Below are 22,986 nucleotides of genomic sequence, written 5' to 3'. Positions count from 1 at the left end.
CTATTCGCTATTCGCTATTCGCTATTCGCTATTCGCTATTCGCTATTCGCTATTTGGAATTTTCTGACTTTCAGATTTTGGAGTTATATTGAGTCAGTTATATGTAATAGCTAATTCGATCACTGAGTTTTTGTGGTGGAGAGTTTTAAGGATGTTAAATAAATCATGATGATGTTTTTATAATTCCAGTTAAATTTTTAGGCTATACAAAAAAGGATAATAGTTATCTTATAAAAAAGAGTATTTTTATTTAAAATAAAACATTATATATAACAATAAGTTAAATTTAATTGAGTATAAAAAAGAGACAGATGATATTATTGGGTTGAAAAAAGGGTTGCGTTAGAATGGTTATGGTCTATAATGCGTATCCATCGGCGGTGATGCAGATAAAAACTTGTTGATTAACAAGGATTTAGCTTGATAAGTTAGATTTTAGGTTGATTGAATGAGTTTTAAAAATATCGAAATTACCTGTTGACTTTATCATAAAATAGAGTAACATAGCCGACCTAGCTTGATGATGACGAATCATCGAGAAGATCATTAAGAGAATTGGAAGAACAACTTGTGTGGATTTTTACTGGTTGATCAGTCGAATATATATTTCATTGATTGAATTGGTAGAAATTTCTCGAAGTTTATTTGAGCGAATTTTTAGTCAGTAAGATTAATGAGCCAGATTTAGCACTTTTAGTAAAGTGCAATGATTTTAAACTGAAGAGTTTGATCATGGCTCAGATTGAACGCTGGCGGCAGGCTTAACACATGCAAGTCGAGCGGATGAAGGGAGCTTGCTCCTGGATTTAGCGGCGGACGGGTGAGTAATGCTTAGGAATCTGCCTATTAGTGGGGGACAACGTTTCGAAAGGAACGCTAATACCGCATACGTCCTACGGGAGAAAGCAGGGGATCATTAGACCTTGCGCTAATAGATGAGCCTAAGTCGGATTAGCTAGTTGGTGGGGTAAAGGCCTACCAAGGCGACGATCTGTAGCGGGTCTGAGAGGATGATCCGCCACACTGGGACTGAGACACGGCCCAGACTCCTACGGGAGGCAGCAGTGGGGAATATTGGACAATGGGGGGAACCCTGATCCAGCCATGCCGCGTGTGTGAAGAAGGCCTTTTGGTTGTAAAGCACTTTAAGCGAGGAGGAGGCTTCTTTGGTTAATACCCAAAGTAAGTGGACGTTACTCGCAGAATAAGCACCGGCTAACTCTGTGCCAGCAGCCGCGGTAATACAGAGGGTGCAAGCGTTAATCGGATTTACTGGGCGTAAAGCGTGCGTAGGCGGCTAATTAAGTCAAATGTGAAATCCCCGAGCTTAACTTGGGAATTGCATTCGATACTGGTTAGCTAGAGTATGGGAGAGGATGGTAGAATTCCAGGTGTAGCGGTGAAATGCGTAGAGATCTGGAGGAATACCGATGGCGAAGGCAGCCATCTGGCCTAATACTGACGCTGAGGTACGAAAGCATGGGGAGCAAACAGGATTAGATACCCTGGTAGTCCATGCCGTAAACGATGTCTACTAGCCGTTGGGGTCTTTGAGACCTTAGTGGCGCAGCTAACGCGATAAGTAGACCGCCTGGGGAGTACGGTCGCAAGACTAAAACTCAAATGAATTGACGGGGGCCCGCACAAGCGGTGGAGCATGTGGTTTAATTCGATGCAACGCGAAGAACCTTACCTGGCCTTGACATACTAAGAACTTTCCAGAGATGGATTGGTGCCTTCGGGAACTTAGATACAGGTGCTGCATGGCTGTCGTCAGCTCGTGTCGTGAGATGTTGGGTTAAGTCCCGCAACGAGCGCAACCCTTTTCCTTATTTGCCAGCGAGTAATGTCGGGAACTTTAAGGATACTGCCAGTGACAAACTGGAGGAAGGCGGGGACGACGTCAAGTCATCATGGCCCTTACGGCCAGGGCTACACACGTGCTACAATGGTCGGTACAAAGGGTTGCTACCTAGCGATAGGATGCTAATCTCAAAAAGCCGATCGTAGTCCGGATTGGAGTCTGCAACTCGACTCCATGAAGTCGGAATCGCTAGTAATCGCGGATCAGAATGCCGCGGTGAATACGTTCCCGGGCCTTGTACACACCGCCCGTCACACCATGGGAGTTTGTTGCACCAGAAGTAGCTAGCCTAACAGCAATGAGGGCGGTTACCACGGTGTGGCCGATGACTGGGGTGAAGTCGTAACAAGGTAGCCGTAGGGGAACCTGCGGCTGGATCACCTCCTTAACGAAAAGACGGATTGATTGGTAAGAATCCACAACAAGTTGTTCTTCTGGTATATCGAATGGGTCTGTAGCTCAGTTGGTTAGAGCACACGCTTGATAAGCGTGGGGTCACAAGTTCAAGTCTTGTCAGACCCACCAAGTCTACAACTGAGATTGAGAGATCAAGGTTACAGAAACTTAGATATACAAATCGAAATGATAAGCTGGGGACTTAGCTTAGTTGGTAGAGCGCCTGCTTTGCACGCAGGAGGTCAACGGTTCGACTCCGTTAGTCTCCACCACGAATTCTGAAGATTAGAATTCGAGCTAAAGATTACAGAATTTAGTAAGAGAAAAACCTAAGGGTTTTAATTTTATTAACTTCTGTGATTTAAGTATCACGGTATTAGTGTGATCCGACGAGGACACATTAACTCATTAACAGATTGGTAAAATTGAGTCTGAAATAAATTGTTCAACTCATTTAATTCAAGATTGACAGTAATGCGTAAGTGTTACGGTTTAATTAAGAATTGAAATGAGAACTAGCAAATTAACTGAATCAAGCGTTTTGGTATATGAATTAGATTGAAGCTGTACAGTGATTAAGTTCACAGTACTTCAAACTGTAAGAGATTGATGAGAAATCATTGATCATGTCTTATTACTACTTGTAGGTAATAACGACTGTTTGGGGTTGTATAGTCAAGTAATTAAGTGCATGTGGTGGATGCCTTGGCAGTCAGAGGCGATGAAAGACGTGATAGCCTGCGAAAAGCTTCGGGGAGGCGGCAAATATCCTGTGATCCGGAGATGTCTGAATGGGGAAACCCACTTACCATAAGGTAGGTATTGCAACATGAATACATAGTGTTGCAAGGCGAACGAGGGGAAGTGAAACATCTCAGTACCCTTAGGAAAAGAAATCAATTGAGATTCCCTCAGTAGCGGCGAGCGAACGGGGATCAGCCCATTAAGTTATATGTGTTTTAGCGGAATGCTCTGGGAAGTGCAACCGTAGAGGGTGATAGTCCCGTACACGAAAGGGCACATATAATGATGACGAGTAAGGCGAGGCACGTGAAACCTTGTCTGAATATGGGGGGACCATCCTCCAAGGCTAAATACTCCTGACTGACCGATAGTGAACTAGTACCGTGAGGGAAAGGCGAAAAGAACCCCTGTGAGGGGAGTGAAATAGATCCTGAAACCGCATGCATACAAGCAGTGGGAGCACCTTCGTGGTGTGACTGCGTACCTTTTGTATAATGGGTCAGCGACTTATATTCAGTGGCGAGGTTAACCGAATAGGGGAGCCGTAGAGAAATCGAGTCTTAATAGGGCGTTTTAGTCGCTGGGTATAGACCCGAAACCGGGTGATCTATCCATGAGCAGGTTGAAGGTTGGGTAACACTAACTGGAGGACCGAACCCACCGTCGTTGAAAAGCCGGGGGATGACTTGTGGATAGGGGTGAAAGGCTAATCAAACTCGGTGATAGCTGGTTCTCCCCGAAAGCTATTTAGGTAGCGCCTCGGACGAATACCATAGGGGGTAGAGCACTGTTTCGGCTAGGGGGTCATCCCGACTTACCAAACCGATGCAAACTCCGAATACCTATGAGTACTATCCGGGAGACAGACTGCGGGTGCTAACGTCCGTAGTCAAGAGGAAAACAATCCAGACCGCCAGCTAAGGCCCCAAAATCATAGTTAAGTGGGAAACGATGTGGGAAGGCATAGACAGCTAGGAGGTTGGCTTAGAAGCAGCCACCCTTTAAAGAAAGCGTAATAGCTCACTAGTCGAGTCGGCCTGCGCGGAAGATGTAACGGGGCTAAAACTATGTGCCGAAGCTGCGGATTTACGCTTATGCGTAAGTGGTAGGGGAGCGTTCTGTAAGCCGATGAAGGTGGATTGAGAAGTCTGCTGGAGGTATCAGAAGTGCGAATGCTGACGTGAGTAACGACAAAACGGGTGAAAAACCCGTTCGCTGAAAGACCAAGGGTTCCAGTCCAACGTTAATCGGGGCTGGGTGAGTCGACCCCTAAGGCGAGGCCGAAAGGCGTAGTCGATGGGAAATTGGTTAATATTCCAATACTTCTGTGTAATGCGATGAGAGGACGGAGAAGGTTAGGTCAGCCTGGCGTTGGTTGTCCAGGTGGAAGACAGTAGGCATGCATCTTAGGCAAATCCGGGGTGCTCTATGCTGAGAGTTGATAGCAAGCTGTACTTGTACAGTGAAGTGGCTGATACCATGCTTCCAAGAAAAGTCTCTAAGCTTCAGTTACACAGGAATCGTACCCTAAACCGACACAGGTGGTCAGGTCGAGTAGACCAAAGCGCTTGAGAGAACTCTGCTGAAGGAACTAGGCAAAATGGTACCGTAACTTCGGGAGAAGGTACGCTGCTGACGGTGATTCTCCTTGCGGGATGAGCTGTTGGCAGCCACAGAAACCAGGCCGCTGCAACTGTTTATTAAAAACATAGCACTCTGCAAACACGAAAGTGGACGTATAGGGTGTGATGCCTGCCCGGTGCTGGAAGGTTAATTGATGGGGTTAGCGTAAGCGAAGCTCTTGATCGAAGCCCCAGTAAACGGCGGCCGTAACTATAACGGTCCTAAGGTAGCGAAATTCCTTGTCGGGTAAGTTCCGACCTGCACGAATGGCATAATGATGGCGGCGCTGTCTCCAGCAGAGGCTCAGTGAAATCGAATTCGCCGTGAAGATGCGGTGTCCCCGCGGCTAGACGGAAAGACCCCGTGAACCTTTACTGCAGCTTGACATTGAACTTTGATCTTACTTGTGTAGGATAGGTGGGAGGCTTTGAAGTTGGGACGCCAGTTCCAATGGAGCCATCCTTGAAATACCACCCTGGTAATATTGAGGTTCTAACTCTGCTCCATAATCTGGAGCGAGGACCATGTCTGGTGGGTAGTTTGACTGGGGCGGTCTCCTCCTAAAGAGTAACGGAGGAGTACGAAGGTGCGCTCAGCGTGGTCGGAAATCACGCGTAGAGTATAAAGGCAAAAGCGCGCTTAACTGCGAGACCCACAAGTCGAGCAGGTACGAAAGTAGGTCTTAGTGATCCGGTGGTTCTGTATGGAAGGGCCATCGCTCAACGGATAAAAGGTACTCTGGGGATAACAGGCTGATACCGCCCAAGAGTTCATATCGACGGCGGTGTTTGGCACCTCGATGTCGGCTCATCTCATCCTGGGGCTGAAGCAGGTCCCAAGGGTATGGCTGTTCGCCATTTAAAGAGGTACGCGAGCTGGGTTTAGAACGTCGTGAGACAGTTCGGTCCCTATCTACCGTGGGCGCTGGAAATTTGAGAGGATCTGCTCCTAGTACGAGAGGACCAGAGTGGACGAACCTCTGGTGTACCGGTTGTGACGCCAGTCGCATCGCCGGGTAGCTATGTTCGGAAGGGATAACCGCTGAAAGCATCTAAGCGGGAAGCCTACCTCAAGATAAGATTTCCCTAGGAATTTATTCCTCTAAAGAGCCGTTCGAGACTAGGACGTTGATAGGTTGGGTGTGGAAGCATAGTGATATGTGAAGCTGACCAATACTAATTGCTCGTGAGGCTTGACTATACAACACCCAAGCAGTTGTATATAAAGCTCAATCGATTCATAAAACAGCAAAACAGCTTGATTAAGTTAAGCAAAACGCTAAAATGAACTGCTTAAAGTAAGACTCAACAAACCAATTTGTTAATAACTCATTTGGTACACAGTACGGTAGCAACAAGATCAACGTGATCTGAGCATAAAACCCGAAAATGTCCATAACAGTTGTGCTGGCGACCATAGCAAGAGTGAACCACCTGATCCCTTCCCGAACTCAGAAGTGAAACCTCTTAGCGCTGATGGTAGTGTGGGGTTACCCATGTGAGAGTAAGTCATCGCCAGCTCATTATTCCAGGCACCCTCAACTTAACCGTTGGGGGTGCTTTTTTATGCGTGGATTATGGGTTATTTTAAAATCCATAAGTCAGTTTAAAATTTGCTAAATGGTGATAGTGAATAGATCTAAATTGATTTAATAAGCCAATCGTGAAAGATTTGGGCTGCTTCACCTAATTTGCGATGTTTTTCATACACTAAAAATTCTCCATTGCCTGTATTACACTTAAATTCTGTGACTTGCTGTAATTTCCCTGTATGTACCAGTTCATCTGCCATAAAGCTCCATGCTAGTCCTATCCCCATACCTTGTTGTACTGCATGAAAAGCCAGTGTAAGTTGGTTGAAAGTTGGGCTTCCCAGAGCAATTTGGTAGGGCATATTAAAGTGTTGAAACCAGTCTTTCCAATCTAAGCAGTCCCATGCGCTGGCATTGATTTGCACTAAAGGAACTTTAGCTAAGTCCTGTAAGCTATGAATCTGAGAAATATCGATATCAGGATGAGCCACAGGATAGATAACTTCAGGAATCAAGCATTGGCTATGTAGTGATGACCAATGCCCCGCACCATATAAAATGCCAAGATCGTAATGGGTGAAACTGGATTCATCCATCGTGTTAATTGCATCGACATGTACCGTAATATCTGGATAAGCTTTATGAAATTCAACCAATTTGGGAAATAACCAAAATTGAGTAAGTGCATGTGTTGCAAGAATAGTGACGCAGTTTGGTTGATGGGTTTTTTGTAACTTTATGATTTTATGTTGTAATTTTTCAAATATCTGTTGTGTGGTCTGATGTAACTCTTCCCCCGCAGGCGTTAGTATGACACCACGTGGTTTACGTTCAAATAGCTGAATTTTTAAAGCATCTTCAAGTTGTCGAATCTGCTTGCTGACCGCACTTTGTGTCAGATACAGCTCTGTTGCTGCTTGGGTAAAGCTGCCATGTCTTCCTACTGATTCAAATGCAATCAGGGTTTCAAGCGGTGGTAATTTTTTTATATAGCGACTCATTTTAAAATCCCTGTTATTCCTTTGAGGAATAGGTAAATTCTAAATGATCTTTAGTCATTTTGCTGAGATCTGTTTATGCTGCTGTTTTATTTTTAGGAAAAATCAGTATGCGACAAGGCATTATTTTTGCGATTTTAGCCTGTGCTTTATGGGGTGGAACAATTGTTGTCCCATGGTTTATTCCTGAATTTAATCCCATACTGATTAGTAGTGTGCGCTTTGTTCTGTATGGGCTAATTTCTTTCGCTTTGGCGTTGCCTAGTTTAAAAAAGCTAATAAAAAAACTTGGTAAAGCAGATATTTATAAGTTAATTCAGCTCTCGATTGCAGGTAATATTTTGTATTTTGCTTGTATTGGTACTGCGGTACAGTTTGCTGGAATTACCATGACGTCGTTAATTAATGGATTAATGCCTGTATCGATTGCTTTTTTAGGGAGAGGTGAGCAGTCGAGTTTGCCATTTTCACAGTTAAAGCTGCCACTTTGTATGGTAGCACTGGGCTTAATTCTGGTTAATTTTATTCCTGATGTATTTTCAGGGGTACATTCGAGTACTGCGCAGCGAATTTTTGGCATGTTTTGTGTTGTTGCGGCAGTAGGAAGTTGGTCATGGTTTGCGATTCATAATGCACGTTATTTAAAAGAAAGCGCATTCAATAGTCATGAATGGTCAAGTTTAATGGGGATTATGACAGGGTTAATCGCGTTACCTGCTGCAATTTTAACAATTGTTATTATGCCCAAAGCTTGGTTTTTACAGCAAACGACCCAGCAGTGGCTGACATTTGGTGCTGTGAGTTTATTTTTGGCAATAGCAGGTTCATGGATAGCGAATGCTTTATGGAGTGCTTCAACCAGACGTTTGCCAATCAGTTTGGGTGGTCAACTGATGGTTTTTGAGACATTGTTTGCGTGTAGCTATTCTTATATTTTTGCAGGACGATTGCCAAGTTTATTGGAAACGATTGCAATCGGTTGTATTTTAGGTGGTGTATTTTGGGTGATCCGCTTATATATGCGCGTGCAAATAATGCAAAAAGCTCAGGTATAAACCAAAAAAAGCCTCAACATCCTATTGAGGCTTTTTTTGATTATTCACCGAGGATACAACTCCTTGTCGTATCATAAGGTTTCCATACCTAGATTTTTTATTCTTTTAATTAAGAAACGTCCTGTTTCTGTATGGTTTTATCTTAATCAAGAACAGGGATGTACCATAGCCGCTGACAGCCCTAACTCATGTAAGCAATCGCTGACAAAGTTGTAATAATCAAATATTCGATTTAATGAACACATCAAAATGTAGCTGCTGCAAGCACTGTTTCTTCGCAGTTTTTTGTTTAGAATATTGGAGATATGCCATACCTTTGAGACCACTATGCAAAAAATACAAGATTCTACTGCGATTGTTCATCAAAATACGCAGGATTATTTGCATTGGTTTCGTCATTCCGCGCCGTATATTAATGCGCATCGTAATAAAACCTTTGTGGTGATGTTTGATGGTGAAGCCATCCAGCATGAGAATTTTCAATATATTATTCATGATATTGCATTACTACATTCGTTAGGCATTCGTTTGGTACTGGTGTATGGTGCTCGCCCGCAAATTAATGCCCAACTACAAATTCAGCATTTGCAAACGCCATTTCATGATGTGCGTCGGATTACTACTCGTGAAGCATTGCCTTTTGTGATGCAGGCAGTGGGGGCAGCACGTATGCAAATCGAAGCGTTGCTATCGATGGGATTAGCAAATTCTCCGATGTTTGGTGCACGGATTGATGTGGTGTCGGGCAATTTGGTGACTGCAAAACCGTATGGCATTCGCGATGGTATCGACTTTCAACTGACAGGAGAGGTGCGTAGTGTCGATGTAGATGCGATGACCCGTCTGCTGGAGCGACATAATATTGTTCTGTTAGGTCCAGTGGGCTATTCAACCACGGGTGAAGTATTTAATTTACTGGCAGAAGAAGTGGCAACCAAAACAGCGATTGCGCTCAAAGCTGAAAAGTTGATTTTCTTGGGTAATCAGAATGGGGTGTTAAACTCGCAAGGGCAGTTACAGCGCGAAATTGTGCCACATCAACTCGATCAATATATTACGCAATATCAGCAAGCTCAAAGTCAAATGGCGCTGTATTTGCAAGGGGCAAAAGATGCAGCATTGAGTGGCGTGCAGCGGGTGCATGTTTTGCCTTATGCACATGATGGTGCATTAATTCAGGAACTATTTACCCGTGATGGGATAGGAACAATGGTGACTGATGCTCATTATGAAGAAGTGCGTATGGCAAATATTCAGGATGTTGGTGGTTTAATTAACTTACTTCGTCCACTCGAAGAACAGGGGATTTTAGTCTACCGTTCGCGTGAACGTTTAGAAACCGAGATTAATCAGTTTGCGGTGATTGAGCGTGATGGAACGATTTTGGCTTGTGCTGCTCTATATCCGATTCCAACGACAGCAGATGAAATGGCATCAGCAGAAATTGCTTGTGTGGCGGTACACCCAAGTTATCGTAAGTCAAATCGTGGTAGTCAGATTTTACATTTTCTTGAAGAAAAAGCCCGTACGTTAAATATTCGTCAGCTCTTTGTTTTAACCACGCGCACAGCCCATTGGTTCTTGGAACAAGGCTTTAGCCATGCCACAGTCGATGATTTACCAAATGCTCGACAAGCACTATATAACTATCAGCGTAATTCCTTGGTATTTAAAAAGATAATCTGAAATTTCGATGCAGTTTTTAAATCCCATTTTATTTTTATGGAATAGCACTTTTCCTGACAAGATGAGTGCACAAATTCACAGAATTGCTCTACAATCAAAATCATTTCTCTGAAATTGTTGTGTTGGCAATGGAACTAAAGAAAAGTACGCAAAAACGTAATAAACTTTTAAGTGCTGCCTTAGATGTATTTTCTGTGTACGGTTTTAATGGGGCAAGTCTGGATGAAATTGCTCAGCTGGCACATATGCACAAGTCGAATATTTTCTATTATTATGAAAATAAAGAGGCGCTGTACGTCGAAGTGTTGATGTCTGTTCTTCAAAAATGGATTGAGCCACTGCAATTGTTTGAGTCGGGCTTGGCTCCAGAGGAAATTTTAACGCAATATATTACCCAGAAAATTGAGTTTTCAAAAACTAATCCAAAAGCATCGAAACTGTTTGCTCTGGAAATTATTCAGGGCGCGCCATATATTCAGACGGTGCTGAAAGGTTCAATTAAAAAACACGTCAAGCGTAAACTGAAAGTGCTACAACAATGGCAGGCTGAAGGTAAAATGGCAGCACACATAGACCCTGAGTTATTTGTTTTGAATTTATGGTCAATTACCCAAAGTTATGCCGATTTTGATGCACAATTTGCTGCCATTCTAGGTAAAACCTTACGTAATCGCAGCTTTCACCAGCGTGCGATTCAGCATACCGTAGCGATGCTATTACACGGTAGTCTGACTTCACCAGCGCATGAAGAATGATGCTGAAGGATCAAATTTAAAAGTGTTTTTGATAGAGCTGCAAGAGTTTTTCTGCGCCCACTTTTAGATTATCCTGCCAGTCGAGATGTGCAGTATCGTCTGCACCATCGGTAATATATTTGACTGAAATCAGGCGCACGCCTAACTTTTTACAGACTTTTGCCAGTGCATAACCTTCCATGTCGACCACCTGACAGTGCACTTTAGGTAAACCTGTTTCAAAGGAATCGCCTGTGCCGCAGACTGCATGTGGCAGCTCAAGAAAATAACGATCGAGTTCAATTTCTGCTGGGTGATCATCATCCATTGGCGTGGTGCCAATAGGAAAGCCAAGTGGAGAAACATCCATATCGCGTTGAACAAATTGTTGAACTTCGACCAGTGCATGGCGTGGAAAGCTTGAGCTACCGGCTGTACCAAAGTTGATCAAGGTTTTACAACCTGTGCGCTGAATCACATCATAAGCTTTAAATGCCGCATTGATCTTACCAATACCGCTATAGTGTACTGGAATGCCATGTTGTTCAAAATAACCTTGCGATTCGCTTGGGAGTGCCATAATCAGGGCATGGTCATGCAAAGTGTTCAATCGATCTTCTCTTCGGAGTTAAGGCTGCGTGTTTAGTATAACCAAATTGTGCTGATCTGTAAGAGATAGGGTAAGTTTGTTTGTTCGAAATAAACATAATTTTTTATAGATAAATATATGTTTTTAATCATTAAAATTTGATAAAAACAACCACAAGACGAATTGATCAGAATATGGCACAATAGTTGGCTTTGAAATCATCAATTTTTAAAAGTGCCATGAAGCTACTTCGTTTGAATGTAATGACAGCCGATTTAGATTTGCCAAAGACTGCCGTCACCATCGGCAACTTTGACGGTGTGCACCTTGGGCATCAGTCCATGATTGCTCAGTTGAAAGAGATTGCTCAAGCTGAGCAACTACAGACCGCAGTGATGATTTTTGAACCACAACCTTTGGAGTTCTTTAAAGGTTATCAGGCCCCGCCGCGTATTACTTCATTGCGTGAAAAAGTCGAATATTTAAGCGAACTGGGCGTGGATTATGTGGTGATTGCCAAATTTGACAATCACTTTCGTAGCTTGAGTGCCGAGCAATTTTCAGAACTTTTAAAACAACAACTCAATGCCCAGCATTTGGTGTTGGGTGATGATTTTCATTTTGGCAAAAACCGTCAGGGCAATGCCGAGTTTTTACGTCAGTATGGGTTTAGCGTCACCAATCTACATACCGTAGAACTTGATGGTGAGCGGGTTAGTTCGACCCGTATTCGTGAAACCTTGCAAAAGGGAGATCTGGCATTGGCTGCACGCCTGCTGGGTCGACCTTATAGCATTACGGGGCGGGTACAATATGGTGACCAGATTGGACGAACCATTGATTTCCCGACGATTAATGTACGTTTAAACCGTCATCGTCCATGTATCAACGGGATTTATGCAGTTGATGTGGTCTGTGAAACGACAGCACTCGATGCCAAAGTCCGCCAAGACTCACCTGAGCAGCTTGGAGTACAAGGTTATCAGCCGACAGCACTGTTTGGTGCTGGACATGTCGGGACGCGTCCTGCGATTCGTCAGGAACATCCGCAATGGCGTTTAGAAGTACATTTTCCTGAGGTTTCTGCTAATCTGTATGGTTTATTAATGCGAGTGACATTCTTACACTTTTTGCATGGTGAACGGAATTATCCTTCTTTAGAAGCACTCAAAGCCGGAATTCAGGATGATGTTGTACAATTACGCACGTTTCGTGAGCAACACAACGAATTTCCTTTTTAAATTTTAGTTTTAATCTTGATGGTACAACGTGTCGGCGTTAGCGCAGACAGAACTGGAAGCAACTTGCATGAGCGATAAGCAAACACCTGAAAATGCAGTGGATTATAAAGCCACATTGAATCTGCCAGGTACTGAATTTGCAATGAAAGCAAATTTGGCAGTACGTGAACAAAAATGGTTAGAAGAGTGGTACGCTGACAACATTTATCAGCAGATTCGTGCTTCGCGTATTGGCAAGAAAAAATATGTGCTTCACGATGGCCCTCCGTATGCCAATGGTCAGATTCACCTTGGGCACGTGGTCAACAAAGTTCTCAAAGATATTATTGTTAAAAGCCGCACTTTAGATGGTTTTGATGCACCGTATGTGCCAGGTTGGGACTGTCACGGTTTGCCAATCGAACTCAAAGTCGAAGAAAAAGTCGGTAAAGTCGGTGAAAAAGTTGATGCTGCAACTTTCCGTAAACACTGCCGCGAATATGCCTTAGAGCAAATCGATATCCAGCGCAATGACTTCAAACGTCTGGGTATTTTGGGCGATTGGGACAATCCTTATTTGACCATGAACTTCAAGCAAGAAGCCGATATTGTGCGTGCTTTGGGGGCAATCCAGAAAAATGGTCACATTCAGCCTGGTTTAAAACCAGTCAACTGGTGTCTGGATTGTGGTTCAGCATTGGCAGAAGCCGAAGTTGAGTACGAAGACAAAAAATCTGATGCGATTGACGTCGGTTTCTCTGTGGTTGATCTTGCTGATTTGTCAGCGCGTTTAGGCGTTGAAGTTAAAGATCCAACCGATTTTGTGATCTGGACAACCACACCGTGGACATTGCCAGCGAACCAAGCAGTTGCTTTGCATGCTGAAATTGAATATCAATTGGTTCAAGTACAGACTGATCGTGGCACGCAAAACCTTGTCTTGGCAAAAGGCTTGGTTGAGTCTGCATGTGAGCGTTATAAATTAGAAAATCCTGTAGTTTTGGCTGATTTTGTTGGTGCAAAACTGGAAAACCTACAGCTGCAACACCCACTGATCGCAGAGCGCCAAGTGCCTGTAATTTTGGGTGAACACGTCACTGCCGATAGCGGTACAGGTGCAGTGCATACTGCCCCAGGGCATGGTGTCGACGACTATAAGGTTGGTCTGATCTATAACCTGAAGGTGGACAATCCTGTAGGTGGTAATGGTGTGTATTTGCCAACTGCCCCAATTTTTGCAGGCGAGCACATTTATAAAGCCAATCCAAAAATTATTGCTGCATTGGGTGAAACAGGTCGTCTTTGGGCACACAATCCGATTAAGCACAGCTACCCACACTGCTGGCGTCACAAAACTCCAATCATTTTCCGTGCAACACCACAATGGTTTATCAGCATGGATGCCAAAGGTCTACGTGACGGTGCATTGAATGCAATTGAAAAAGACATTCAATTTGTACCAAACTGGGGGCAAAACCGTATTCAATCGATGATTGATGGTCGCCCAGACTGGTGTATTTCACGTCAACGTACATGGGGTGTGCCAATTCCGTTCTTTGTGCATAAAGATACCAATGAATTGCACCCGCGTACGCCTGAACTGATTGAAGATGTGGCGAAGCTGATTGAACAAGAAGGCATTGATGCATGGTTTAACCGTGGCGCTCAAGACTTCTTGGGTGATGATGCGGAACAATATAATCCTGTACGTGACACGTTAGACGTCTGGTTTGACTCTGGTACAACGCACTATGCGGTACTTGAGCAACGTGATGAGCTACAAAGCCCTGCTGACTTGTACCTAGAAGGTTCAGACCAACATCGTGGCTGGTTCCAGTCTTCATTGTTGACGTCTATGGCAATCCACAACCGCGCGCCGTACAAAGCGTTATTGACACATGGTTTTACGGTGGATGAGAAAGGGCGTAAATTGTCTAAATCTTTAGGCAACTATATTCCACTGGAAGAAATCATCAAACAGTTGGGTGCTGACGGTCTACGTTTATACGTGGCATCAAGCGATTACCGCTATGAAATTGCAGCATCTAAAGAAATCTTTAGCCGTGTCAGCGACAGCTATCGCCGTATTCGTAACACTTTACGTTTCTTGTTGGCAAACTTAAACGGTTTCAAACCAAGCACTGATTTACTGCCTGTTGAGCAATTGATCGCACTGGATCAATACATCTTGCAACGTGCCAACGAAGTTCAAAAAGTCATTACCCAAGCTTATGACGAAATGAACTTCCACGTGGTGTGCAGTGCCTTGACCAACTTCTGTATCAATGACTTGGGTGGTTTCTACCTCGACATCATTAAAGATCGTCAGTACACCACCAATGCAAATTCACAAGCGCGTCATTCTGCACAAACTGCCTTGTATCATCTGGTACAAGCTTTTGTTCGTTGGATGAGCCCAATCTTGAGCTTTACGGCACAAGAAGCATGGCCACTGATTCCAGAGCAATCTGAACAGTATGTGTTTACGACTGAGTGGTACAGCATTCCAACCGTGACAGCTAACCTGTTGTCAGAAGCGGATTGGCAAACATTAATTCAAGTCAAATCCGCAGTAAATAAACAAATTGAAGTGGCGCGTAACGCTAAACTCATCGGCAGTAATTTGTCGGCGAAAGTTGAGCTTTGGGCGCAACCTGAACTTGCTGCGGTACTCAACAAACTGGGTGATGAACTCCGTTTTGTGTTGATTACTTCACAAGTGGCAGTTCATGCTTTTGCAGAACAAGGCGAAGCAACTGAGCTAGACGGATTACGTGTTCAGGTGTCTGCTGCTGAAGGTGAGAAGTGTGCGCGTTGCTGGCATGTCTTACCAGATGTCAACACACATGCAGCGCATCCTGGTTTATGTTCTCGTTGTATTGTGAATGTTGCCGGTTCTGGCGAAGAGAGAAAGTATGCCTAATCCTCAAAACAAGGGTTTAGTATTTGATGCGTATAACATCCTGTGGTTGGGGCTGTCTGCCCTAGCCATCGGGCTGGATCAATGGACCAAACACATTGCCAGTACCGCTTTGATGTATGCGCAACCTGTTCCTGTGATGCCCTTTTTAAACTGGACATTGCTACATAACTATGGCGCAGCTTTTAGCTTCTTGTCTGATGCAGGCGGCTGGCAGCGTTATTTGTTTATGGGACTGGCTGGGCTCGTGTCTTTGATTTTTGTATTTTGGCTGATGCGTATGCCGAAATACATGAAGGTTTTACCTGCAGCAATTGCCTTAATTTTAGGTGGTGCGCTAGGTAATTTGATTGATCGGGTAACTTTGGGTTACGTTGTTGATTTTATTCATGTCTATTATCAAAATCACAACTTCCCAGCGTTTAATGTTGCCGATAGTGCGATTACCTTGGGAACGATTTTGTTGTTAATCGACACGTTATTTTTGGAAAAGCAGCGTAAAGCGGATGTAAAAAACTAAGATGGTTGAAATTATTAATCCCAATGAAGAGACCCGCGTCAGCGAAGGTTCAAAAGTTGATTTGCATTTTTCAGTTGCGATTGAAAATGGTGTGGAAATTGACAATACCCGTAACCGAGAAGAGCCAGTCAGTCTGGTGATTGGTGATGGTAACTTGTTACCTAGTTTTGAAAAGGCACTATTTGGTTTACGTGCAGGTGATCGCCGTACCGTGCATTTACCACCTGAAGATGCGTTTGGTCCTTGGAACCCTGAAAATATTCAGCGTTTCGATACAGTTAAATTTGAACAGCGTCCAGTGGTTGGACACATGATTGAATTTGAAGACAAAGCCAAATCAAGCTTGTTTGGTGTGGTGAAATCGGTGAATGATAATATTACTGAAATCGATTTTAACCATCCTTTGGCTGGCAAGAATATTACCTTTGAAGTCGAAATTTTTAAGGTGACGCCAGCAGGGCAGCAAGGCATTAAAATCATGTAAGAAAAAAGCTCCTTCGGGAGCTTTTTTTAATGTACCTGAATAATGGTATTGTCATCATCAATGAGCAAGTAGTCATTATTGACTTTATACCACTGCTGCCCATGCTTAGGTCTAGGTAGCTGATAATAATTATAATCGACTTTGTAACGGTCGCTACGGTAGTGCTGTGGCATGGTATAGCCTGTTTGCCACTTGAGTTGTTTTAAGCGCTCAAAACCACGCTCTTCACGTTGGCGGCGACGCTCTTGTAAATCTTGCAATGAAACAGCATCACGGTACTCATTTGCAGAATCAAAAAAGTCTCCGCCACCATGACCCGAATTTCCACCATGCGGTGGACCTGCAAAAGCAACGGGGATACTTAGCCAAACAGTCAAGCATAGTGCTATCGCTGTTAAACTTTGTTTCATTTTGCTTCCTCGAATGTATTACGTATGCCTAGCTGGCTTGACTACTGTATAAAAAAAATGCAGAGAAACTGTGAAGATCATGACATGATTTTTTTAAAAATATTGGAATATTGGCTATATTCAAGATTTTTATGCAAATTTTAAGATCATTATGATCTAAAAAACAGCACCTTAATTTAAAGATGCTGATGTTTGAGGCGAGGGTATAAGAGGTGCAATGTCAAAATAATGATTTTATCGTTCGATAAAATCATTCTTGTGCGTTAATACTTTGACCATTCATGCCGATGCTATCTTCTCCCATGAGGTATAAATACGCGGGCATCAGGCTTTCTGGTGTTGGTAAGCTGAGCTGGTCTTCTTGTGGGAAAGCTTTGGCACGCATTGCAGTACGAGTTGCCCCAGGATTAATGCAGTTGTAGCGAATGTTGGTGAAGCTATTTTCACTGGCAAAAATTTTGTTCATGGCTTCAATGGCAACTTTTGAAATCGAATAAGCGCCCCACATGGCACGCGCTTCACGCCCCACACCTGAGGAAGCAAATACCACAGAAGCACTTTCTGATTTTTGTAAGAGGGGTAACAGTGTTTGCGTCAAAATAAACGGTGCACGCAAATTAACCGCCATGACTTCATCCCAGACATCGACTGGATAATCTGCCAGAGCCACACGTTCGCCTAAAATGCCGGCATTATGCAAAATACCATCGAGGCGACCAAACTGGTGTTCCAGAGTATCGACCAAGTGTTCATATTCACGGCTAGATGCAGTGGAGAGTTGCAAGGGGAGAATCGCGGGTTGTGGTGCGCCTAAGCTTTCAATTTCATCATAAATCACTTCAAGTTTTTTAAGCGTTCGTCCATGCAGTACCACCGTTGCACCATGTAAGGCATAACTAATGGCTGCTGCACGCCCAATACCCTCACCCGCCCCTGTAATTAAAATAATTTTGTCTTTTAATAAGTCAGTTCGAGGTTGATATTCTGAATATTTCATTATGAAACCTCCATTTGTCATTGATTTGGTTATTAAATTTTTAGATGTTGCTGCAATACTTGCTGAAGCTGAGGCACATTTTCAATAATGCAGTCGGCTTGCCATGCCTGTAAGTTATCACGCTGCTGTACAGGTAGATAACCATAAGCGGCAAGAATTGTATACATTTCTGCATTGCGACCTGCTTCGATATCACGCGGATGATCACCCACATAAATAATCTGCTGCGGGTCGATCTCAAGCTGTTTGGCAGCTAAAAACATCGGTTCTGGGTGTGGTTTGGCATGCGTGACATCATCAGGGCAGACCAAAACCGAGCAACGCTGTTGTAAATTTAGTGCTTCTAATAAAGACTCGCTCAGATTGCGCGGTTTGTTGGTGACAATACCCCAAGGAATCTGGTGCTGTTCCAGCATTTCAAGCAATGGATACATGCCTTCAAACAGATCGGTATCCACCACAATCTGTTGACCATAACGCTCCAGAAAGTCTTGGCGATGTGCCAAGAAGGTTGCATCATCAACAGCCAGCTCTGGATAGACCAGTTTCACCATGGCACGTGCGCCTTCAGACACCTGACTGCGAATGCAATCGGCGTCCACGACTGGGCGTTGCTGTTCACGACACATGCTTTGAATGATGCGGATAAAGTCGGCTGCTGTGTCAATCAGCGTACCATCTAAATCAAATAAGACTGCTTTCATTGCTTAGACCAGATTTTGTGTATACACCATATAGTTCACATCAACATTGGGTGCGAGCCAATAATGTTTGGTGAGTGGATTGTAATGTAAGCCCGTCATTTGTTTCAGTTTCAAACCTGCTGCTGCAATGTCCGTGGCTAATTCGGATGGACGAATAAATTTATGATAATCATGCGTACCTTTTGGCAGCATCCGTAGCAGGTATTCCGCCCCAATAATGGCAAACAGATATGATTTTGGATTGCGGTTAATGGTCGAGAAAAATACGTGACCGTTTGGCTTCACCAGCTTTTGGCAAGCCTGAATAATCGAAGTAGGGTCGGGCACATGCTCCAGCATTTCCATACAAGTCACGACATCATATTGACCTGCCTGTTCTTCGGCAAGCTGTTCGACAGGAATTTGACGATATTGGATATTGGTGACCTGTTCTTGTTCGGCATGTAAACGTGCCACCGCCAGCGGTGCTTCACCCATGTCAATACCAAGTACTTCTGCTGCGCCACGACGTGCCATGCTTTCCGCCAAAATACCGCCACCGCAACCGACATCTAAAACTTTTTTGCCACGTAAGCCGCCAGACAATTCATCAATCCAGTTTAAGCGTAACGGGTTGATCTGATGCAAGGGCTTGAATTCGGAATGCTGGTCCCACCATTTGGCCGCGAGAGCTTCGAATTTTGCAATTTCTTGTGGATCAACATTCAGCTGTGACATGACCTTCACCTCAGTACAGTGCTTCATTTTTAAAAGATTTGTTTTCGTTGCTAGTGTAGCGCGTCTTGGGAAAAAAGCGATAAAAGCTGTAAAAAAGTTGACAGAAACAAAACGTTTTTTGCATAGATGTTTTATAGTTAACAGCTAAGCTAGTCAAAATCTTATATAAGGAAACATCAATCAATGAAAAAATTCATTATCAATGGCTTAGCTGCAACAGTTATGGCATTTTCAGCCAACGCGATGGCGGCAGATTTTGTTGCGGGTAAAGATTATACGGTTTTACAAAATCCTGGTAAGGTTGATGTTCCGGGGAAAATCGAAGTTCGTGAATTTTTTTGGTACGGTTGTCCACACTGCTTTAAATTAGAACCATATATGCAGTCATGGTTGAAAAAATTACCTAAAGATGTGAATTTTGTCCGTTCTCCTGCCGCCATGAACCCAGTTTGGGAGTCAGGTGCGCGTACTTATTATGCATCTGAACAATTGGGCGTGCGTAAACGTACCCATTTGGCTTTGTTTGATGCCATTCATTTGAAAAACCAGCAAATTTTTGATCAGGCTTCAGCAGCCCAATTTTTTACCAAATATGGTGTGCCAGCAGCAAAATTTAACGAAGCCTATAGTTCTTTTGCAGTCACTGCCAAAGTTGCCCAGTCCAATCAACTCGCTGCTCAATATAAATTAACAGGTGTGCCTGCAGTTGTGGTGAACGGTAAATATGTAGTTCAAGGTGAAGATGGTAAAGTGTCTCAAGTGGTGAGCTACTTGATTAACAAAGAGCGCCATAGCAAATAACCTGTTAGGTGTTTGGTTAAAAGCGTATGGTGACATACGCTTTTTTATGGGCTTAAGGAAAGTGAATATACTGAAGTTGTTGTATGAAACAGTGCAATAACTGATCTTTTTGCTGGGTTTCATGACTATGCAGCCATTTGATGATCCAGGCAAAATGCAGTTCAATGCAGAGCTCTGCGAATGCTAGCGGTTGCTGGTGATCCAGCCATTGTCCTGCATATTTTTTACTGATAAGTTGTGCCAGATCATCAATTAAAAATATCACTTCCTGACGGATTTTTTCTTTAAGAAAGCTTCCACCTCCCCAACGTTCCACAATAAAAAAATGCCAATGAGCAGCTTTTTGCTGGATCTGACTACAAAACAACGATAAATGTGTTTCGAGTATTTCACTGTTTTTATGTTGGATATGCTCCGAGAACTGAGTTAGGTGGCTTTTGATAATTAAAGAGGTTTGATCCACCAGTTCAATTGCCAATTGCTCCTTGTTCGGAAAATAACGATAAAAAGCACTGGGCACCATGCCGACGGCTTGTGCCAGTTGTCGTAAACTAATGCTGTTAAAACACTGACCTGCATAGTTCAGCTTTAATACTTGTTCCAGAATCGCTTGCTGACTCTGCAATTTACGTTCTGCACGTACTGACATAGCAAGTCCATCCTTAAATTTTTTTTCTATCTATTGTGCAATAAGTATAGCGTTTCTCGAGTGAAGAAAATGTGAGTTTTTAATGTATTTTAAAAATATTAAATATAAATCATATGGTTATATAGTTATATGTAATAGGTTGGGTTTGAATGAAATCAACGTGATTAAAAAAACAGTAGGCCGTGCCTACACAAGTCGCTTCATCAGTCTCACGATACAAATCATGATCATGTGTGGGCAATGTTGTTCATGTTTTTAATGATAAATTGAGGGTTCTGCCAGGTTGGTTTAGAAAACAATATTTACATCATTAAAAAAGAATATTCTTTTGCATAAAAAATAATTAAATTCAAAATGTTGTATTTTTATCAATAGATGAACCTGATGTGTCAAACAGATCATTTTCTAAAATTTGGCAAGGATTCTGCTATACTTGCCCGTGAAATTTTTGGCTGAACACTGAAGGAAAAATTATGCGTATTGACCAACGGGCATTAAACCAATTGCGTGATGTGAAAATTACACGTAACTACACGCGCTATGCTGAAGGCTCGGTTCTCGTTGAGTTTGGTCATACCAAAGTCCTTTGTACCGCAAGTATCGATAACAGTGTACCGCGCTTTTTAAAAGGTCAAGGTCAAGGTTGGGTGACAGCAGAATACGGTATGTTACCCCGTTCGACCCATACCCGTTCTGACCGTGAAGCATCACGTGGTAAGCAAACAGGTCGTACTCAGGAAATTCAGCGTCTGATTGGACGTAGTCTGCGTGCCATGATTGATCTGAAAAAACTCGGTGAAAATACCATTACCATCGACTGTGATGTGATTCAGGCCGATGGTGGTACACGTACTGCTGCAATTACAGGTGCTGCGGTTGCACTGGTCGATGCCATGAATGTTTTGCTTGAGCAAAAGAAAATTAAGCATGACCCCCTCAAAGGGTTGGTCGCGGCAATTTCTGTGGGTATGTACCAAGATGAAGTGCTGCTTGACCTTTGCTATGAAGAAGATTCAAACTGCCAAACAGACCTCAATGTGGTGATGACACAGGCGGGTGAGTTTATTGAAATTCAGGGTACAGCAGAAGATAAGCCATTTACCCGTACCCAATGTAATGCCATGTTAGAACTGGCTGAGCAAGGTATTCAAGAGCTGATCAAAAAACAGCAACAAGCTTTAGGCTGGTAAGTCAATCGCTCAAAAAAGACTCCGTATGGAGTCTTTTTTATTTGAAGATAAGAATACTTGCCCATGCAATTGCAATCATACTCAGCGTCACAAATTGTGCAGCGCTCCCCATATCCTTGGCATTTTTCGCCAACGGATGACGCTCTAGAGAAATGCGATCGACCACCGCTTCAATTGCAGAATTGAATAATTCAACAATCAGCGCCAGTAAACCGACTAAAATCAAAATCAGATGCTCTAATTTTGACAAACTGAGCCATAAGTTTATCGGAAGTAAGGCAATATTCAGTAAGACAATCTGGCGAAAGGCGGCTTCGTAGCGAAAGGCAGATTTAAATCCAGCGATTGAGTAACTCGTCGCATTCAGAATACGTTTGATGCCCGTTTTGCCTTTCAACGGTGAGTATGGATCCATGATAGTCTACAAATAAAGAAACTATGGGGTATGTTAATCAACCTCGGGTAAAAAGTAAAAAATAACGCCGTGCTGAGAGCGTTTGGACTGTTAGATTACGCTCTTCAGGTCTGACTCGGTTAAAATGCTTGAATGTGATTTAATGCGGAAATCAAGATGCAAAACCAGACAAAATTTAAAGTGATGGAGGGTGTGTTATGCGGTGCGCAGCAGTTGCCTTCCCCAAACTTTAATCAGCGTCCTGCTCAAACGCAGATTCGGCTAGTGGTGATTCATAATATCAGTTTGCCGCCTTCGCAATTTGGAGGAGGCTACATTCAGCAATTTTTCCAAAATCAACTGGACTGGAATGCACATCCGTATTTTCAAACCATTAAAGGCATGCAGGTTTCAGCACATCTTTTAATTCTAAGAACAGGTGAAGTCCTGCAATTTGTCAATTTTCATGATCGGGCATGGCATGCTGGACGTTCGAGTTATTTGGGTGTACCTGAATGTAATGATTATTCGATTGGTATCGAGCTGGAAGGTAGTGATGATCTGCCATTTGAATCTGTACAATATCAGGTGCTTGCACAGGTCGTGTCAGCCTTGCAGCGAGCCTATCCACAGATTCAGCAGCATATTGCGGGGCACTCCGATATTGCGCCGCAGCGTAAAACCGATCCAGGCATGCATTTCCACTGGGCAGATTTTCGTGAATTGTTACACAAAGAAAATCACATAAATTGAAGAATTA

The 22,986-nt window shown here is 43.3% G+C and carries 18 protein-coding genes, 2 tRNA genes and 3 rRNA genes; 15 read left to right on the top strand and 8 right to left on the bottom strand.

Annotation, left to right across the window (positions count from 1 at the left end; all coding sequences use genetic code 11):
* Positions 1-714: 714 nt before the first annotated feature.
* From F975_RS03660 to rrf, 5 genes are all read left to right on the top strand, one after another.
* Positions 715-2,252: ribosomal RNA gene (locus F975_RS03660) — 16S ribosomal RNA — on the top strand.
* A 60-nt stretch (positions 2,253-2,312) separates the two neighbouring features.
* Positions 2,313-2,389 (top strand) — tRNA-Ile (locus F975_RS03655).
* Positions 2,390-2,456: 67 nt separating this feature from the next.
* Positions 2,457-2,532, top strand: a tRNA-Ala gene (locus tag F975_RS03650).
* 401 nt (positions 2,533-2,933) lie between these two features.
* Positions 2,934-5,827 (top strand): 23S ribosomal RNA (locus F975_RS03645).
* A gap of 205 nt (positions 5,828-6,032) precedes the next feature.
* Positions 6,033-6,147: ribosomal RNA gene (rrf, locus tag F975_RS03640) — 5S ribosomal RNA — on the top strand.
* The 16S, 23S and 5S rRNA genes sit together here with 2 tRNA genes alongside, the layout of an rRNA operon.
* Positions 6,148-6,265: 118 nt before the next feature.
* Here the strand turns inward: rrf and F975_RS03635 are convergent.
* A complete protein-coding gene (locus tag F975_RS03635) occupies positions 6,266-7,159 on the bottom strand; it encodes a LysR substrate-binding domain-containing protein (protein WP_004750274.1) in 894 nt (297 codons plus the stop codon).
* 107 nt (positions 7,160-7,266) lie between these two features.
* Here F975_RS03635 and F975_RS03630 point away from each other — a divergent pair, with 107 nt between their 5' ends.
* The 3 genes from F975_RS03630 to F975_RS03620 all read left to right on the top strand — a co-directional run bounded on the left by F975_RS03630 (position 7,267) and on the right by F975_RS03620 (position 10,652).
* Positions 7,267-8,211 carry a DMT family transporter gene (locus F975_RS03630; RefSeq protein WP_004750273.1) on the top strand — a complete coding sequence of 315 codons (945 nt, stop codon included), beginning with the start codon at positions 7,267-7,269 and terminating at the stop codon, positions 8,209-8,211.
* A 327-nt stretch (positions 8,212-8,538) separates the two neighbouring features.
* Positions 8,539-9,897, top strand: coding sequence for an amino-acid N-acetyltransferase (argA, locus tag F975_RS03625; RefSeq protein WP_004750272.1), 1,359 nt, complete (start codon positions 8,539-8,541; stop codon positions 9,895-9,897).
* Between the two features lie 128 nt (positions 9,898-10,025).
* Positions 10,026-10,652 carry a TetR/AcrR family transcriptional regulator gene (locus F975_RS03620; protein ID WP_004750271.1) on the top strand — a complete coding sequence of 209 codons (627 nt, stop codon included), beginning with the start codon at positions 10,026-10,028 and terminating at the stop codon, positions 10,650-10,652.
* Positions 10,653-10,668: 16 nt separating this feature from the next.
* On the opposite strand, the gene F975_RS03615 is transcribed toward F975_RS03620, so the two are convergent.
* Positions 10,669-11,241: a 5'-methylthioadenosine/S-adenosylhomocysteine nucleosidase family protein gene (locus tag F975_RS03615; RefSeq protein ID WP_131381861.1), complete on the bottom strand. Its 573-nt coding sequence runs from the start codon at positions 11,239-11,241 to the stop codon at positions 10,669-10,671.
* Positions 11,242-11,459: 218 nt separating this feature from the next.
* Between F975_RS03615 and ribF the strand changes: the two genes are divergently transcribed.
* The 4 genes from ribF to F975_RS03595 all read left to right on the top strand — a co-directional run bounded on the left by ribF (position 11,460) and on the right by F975_RS03595 (position 16,364).
* On the top strand, positions 11,460-12,461 hold the full coding sequence (gene ribF / locus F975_RS03610) for a bifunctional riboflavin kinase/FAD synthetase (protein WP_004750269.1): 1,002 nt from the start codon (positions 11,460-11,462) through the stop codon (positions 12,459-12,461).
* 67 nt (positions 12,462-12,528) lie between these two features.
* Positions 12,529-15,363: an isoleucine--tRNA ligase gene (gene ileS / locus F975_RS03605; protein ID WP_004750268.1), complete on the top strand. Its 2,835-nt coding sequence runs from the start codon at positions 12,529-12,531 to the stop codon at positions 15,361-15,363.
* The gene (lspA, locus tag F975_RS03600; RefSeq protein WP_004750267.1) at positions 15,356-15,880 is read left to right on the top strand and encodes a signal peptidase II; all 525 of its coding nucleotides are present in this window, start codon (positions 15,356-15,358) and stop codon (positions 15,878-15,880) included. The genes ileS and lspA overlap by 8 nt, the downstream gene beginning before the upstream one ends.
* Position 15,881: 1 nt before the next feature.
* Positions 15,882-16,364, top strand: a complete 483-nt coding sequence (locus tag F975_RS03595) for an FKBP-type peptidyl-prolyl cis-trans isomerase (RefSeq protein ID WP_004750266.1) — start codon at positions 15,882-15,884, stop codon at positions 16,362-16,364.
* Positions 16,365-16,390: 26 nt separating this feature from the next.
* Here F975_RS03595 and F975_RS03590 read toward each other — a convergent pair whose 3' ends face one another.
* From F975_RS03590 to ubiG, 4 genes are all read right to left on the bottom strand, one after another.
* Positions 16,391-16,774 (bottom strand): RcnB family protein, encoded by a 384-nt coding sequence (locus tag F975_RS03590; RefSeq protein ID WP_004750264.1) that lies wholly within the window; start codon positions 16,772-16,774, stop codon positions 16,391-16,393.
* Between the two features lie 250 nt (positions 16,775-17,024).
* Complete coding sequence (locus F975_RS03585; protein WP_004750262.1) at positions 17,025-17,771, bottom strand: YciK family oxidoreductase; 747 nt, start codon at positions 17,769-17,771, stop codon at positions 17,025-17,027.
* 32 nt (positions 17,772-17,803) lie between these two features.
* Positions 17,804-18,475, bottom strand: a complete 672-nt coding sequence (locus tag F975_RS03580) for an HAD family hydrolase (protein ID WP_004750260.1) — start codon at positions 18,473-18,475, stop codon at positions 17,804-17,806.
* 3 nt (positions 18,476-18,478) lie between these two features.
* Positions 18,479-19,192, bottom strand: a complete 714-nt coding sequence (gene ubiG, locus F975_RS03575) for a bifunctional 2-polyprenyl-6-hydroxyphenol methylase/3-demethylubiquinol 3-O-methyltransferase UbiG (RefSeq protein WP_004750258.1) — start codon at positions 19,190-19,192, stop codon at positions 18,479-18,481.
* 183 nt (positions 19,193-19,375) lie between these two features.
* On the opposite strand from ubiG, the gene F975_RS03570 reads away from it, so the two are divergent.
* Positions 19,376-19,993: a thiol:disulfide interchange protein DsbA/DsbL gene (locus F975_RS03570; RefSeq protein ID WP_004750257.1), complete on the top strand. Its 618-nt coding sequence runs from the start codon at positions 19,376-19,378 to the stop codon at positions 19,991-19,993.
* Positions 19,994-20,045: 52 nt separating this feature from the next.
* On the opposite strand, the gene F975_RS03565 is transcribed toward F975_RS03570, so the two are convergent.
* Complete coding sequence (locus F975_RS03565; RefSeq protein WP_004750255.1) at positions 20,046-20,642, bottom strand: TetR family transcriptional regulator; 597 nt, start codon at positions 20,640-20,642, stop codon at positions 20,046-20,048.
* A 473-nt stretch (positions 20,643-21,115) separates the two neighbouring features.
* On the opposite strand from F975_RS03565, the gene rph reads away from it, so the two are divergent.
* Entirely contained in the window at positions 21,116-21,832 is a 717-nt protein-coding gene (gene rph, locus F975_RS03560) for a ribonuclease PH (protein WP_004750254.1), read from the top strand.
* A gap of 37 nt (positions 21,833-21,869) precedes the next feature.
* Here the strand turns inward: rph and F975_RS03555 are convergent, their stop codons facing one another.
* Positions 21,870-22,247: a diacylglycerol kinase gene (locus F975_RS03555; RefSeq protein WP_004750252.1), complete on the bottom strand. Its 378-nt coding sequence runs from the start codon at positions 22,245-22,247 to the stop codon at positions 21,870-21,872.
* Positions 22,248-22,403: 156 nt separating this feature from the next.
* Here F975_RS03555 and ampD point away from each other — a divergent pair, with 156 nt between their 5' ends.
* Positions 22,404-22,979: a 1,6-anhydro-N-acetylmuramyl-L-alanine amidase AmpD gene (gene ampD, locus F975_RS03550; RefSeq protein ID WP_004750249.1), complete on the top strand. Its 576-nt coding sequence runs from the start codon at positions 22,404-22,406 to the stop codon at positions 22,977-22,979.
* The last annotated feature ends 7 nt before the right edge of the window (positions 22,980-22,986 follow it).

The organism is Acinetobacter brisouisimilis (genome assembly GCF_000368265.1).
Lineage (GTDB): Bacteria > Pseudomonadota > Gammaproteobacteria > Pseudomonadales > Moraxellaceae > Acinetobacter.
Note: the sequence above shows the minus strand (reverse complement) of the source record. Positions and strands in the feature narration are given on the sequence as shown.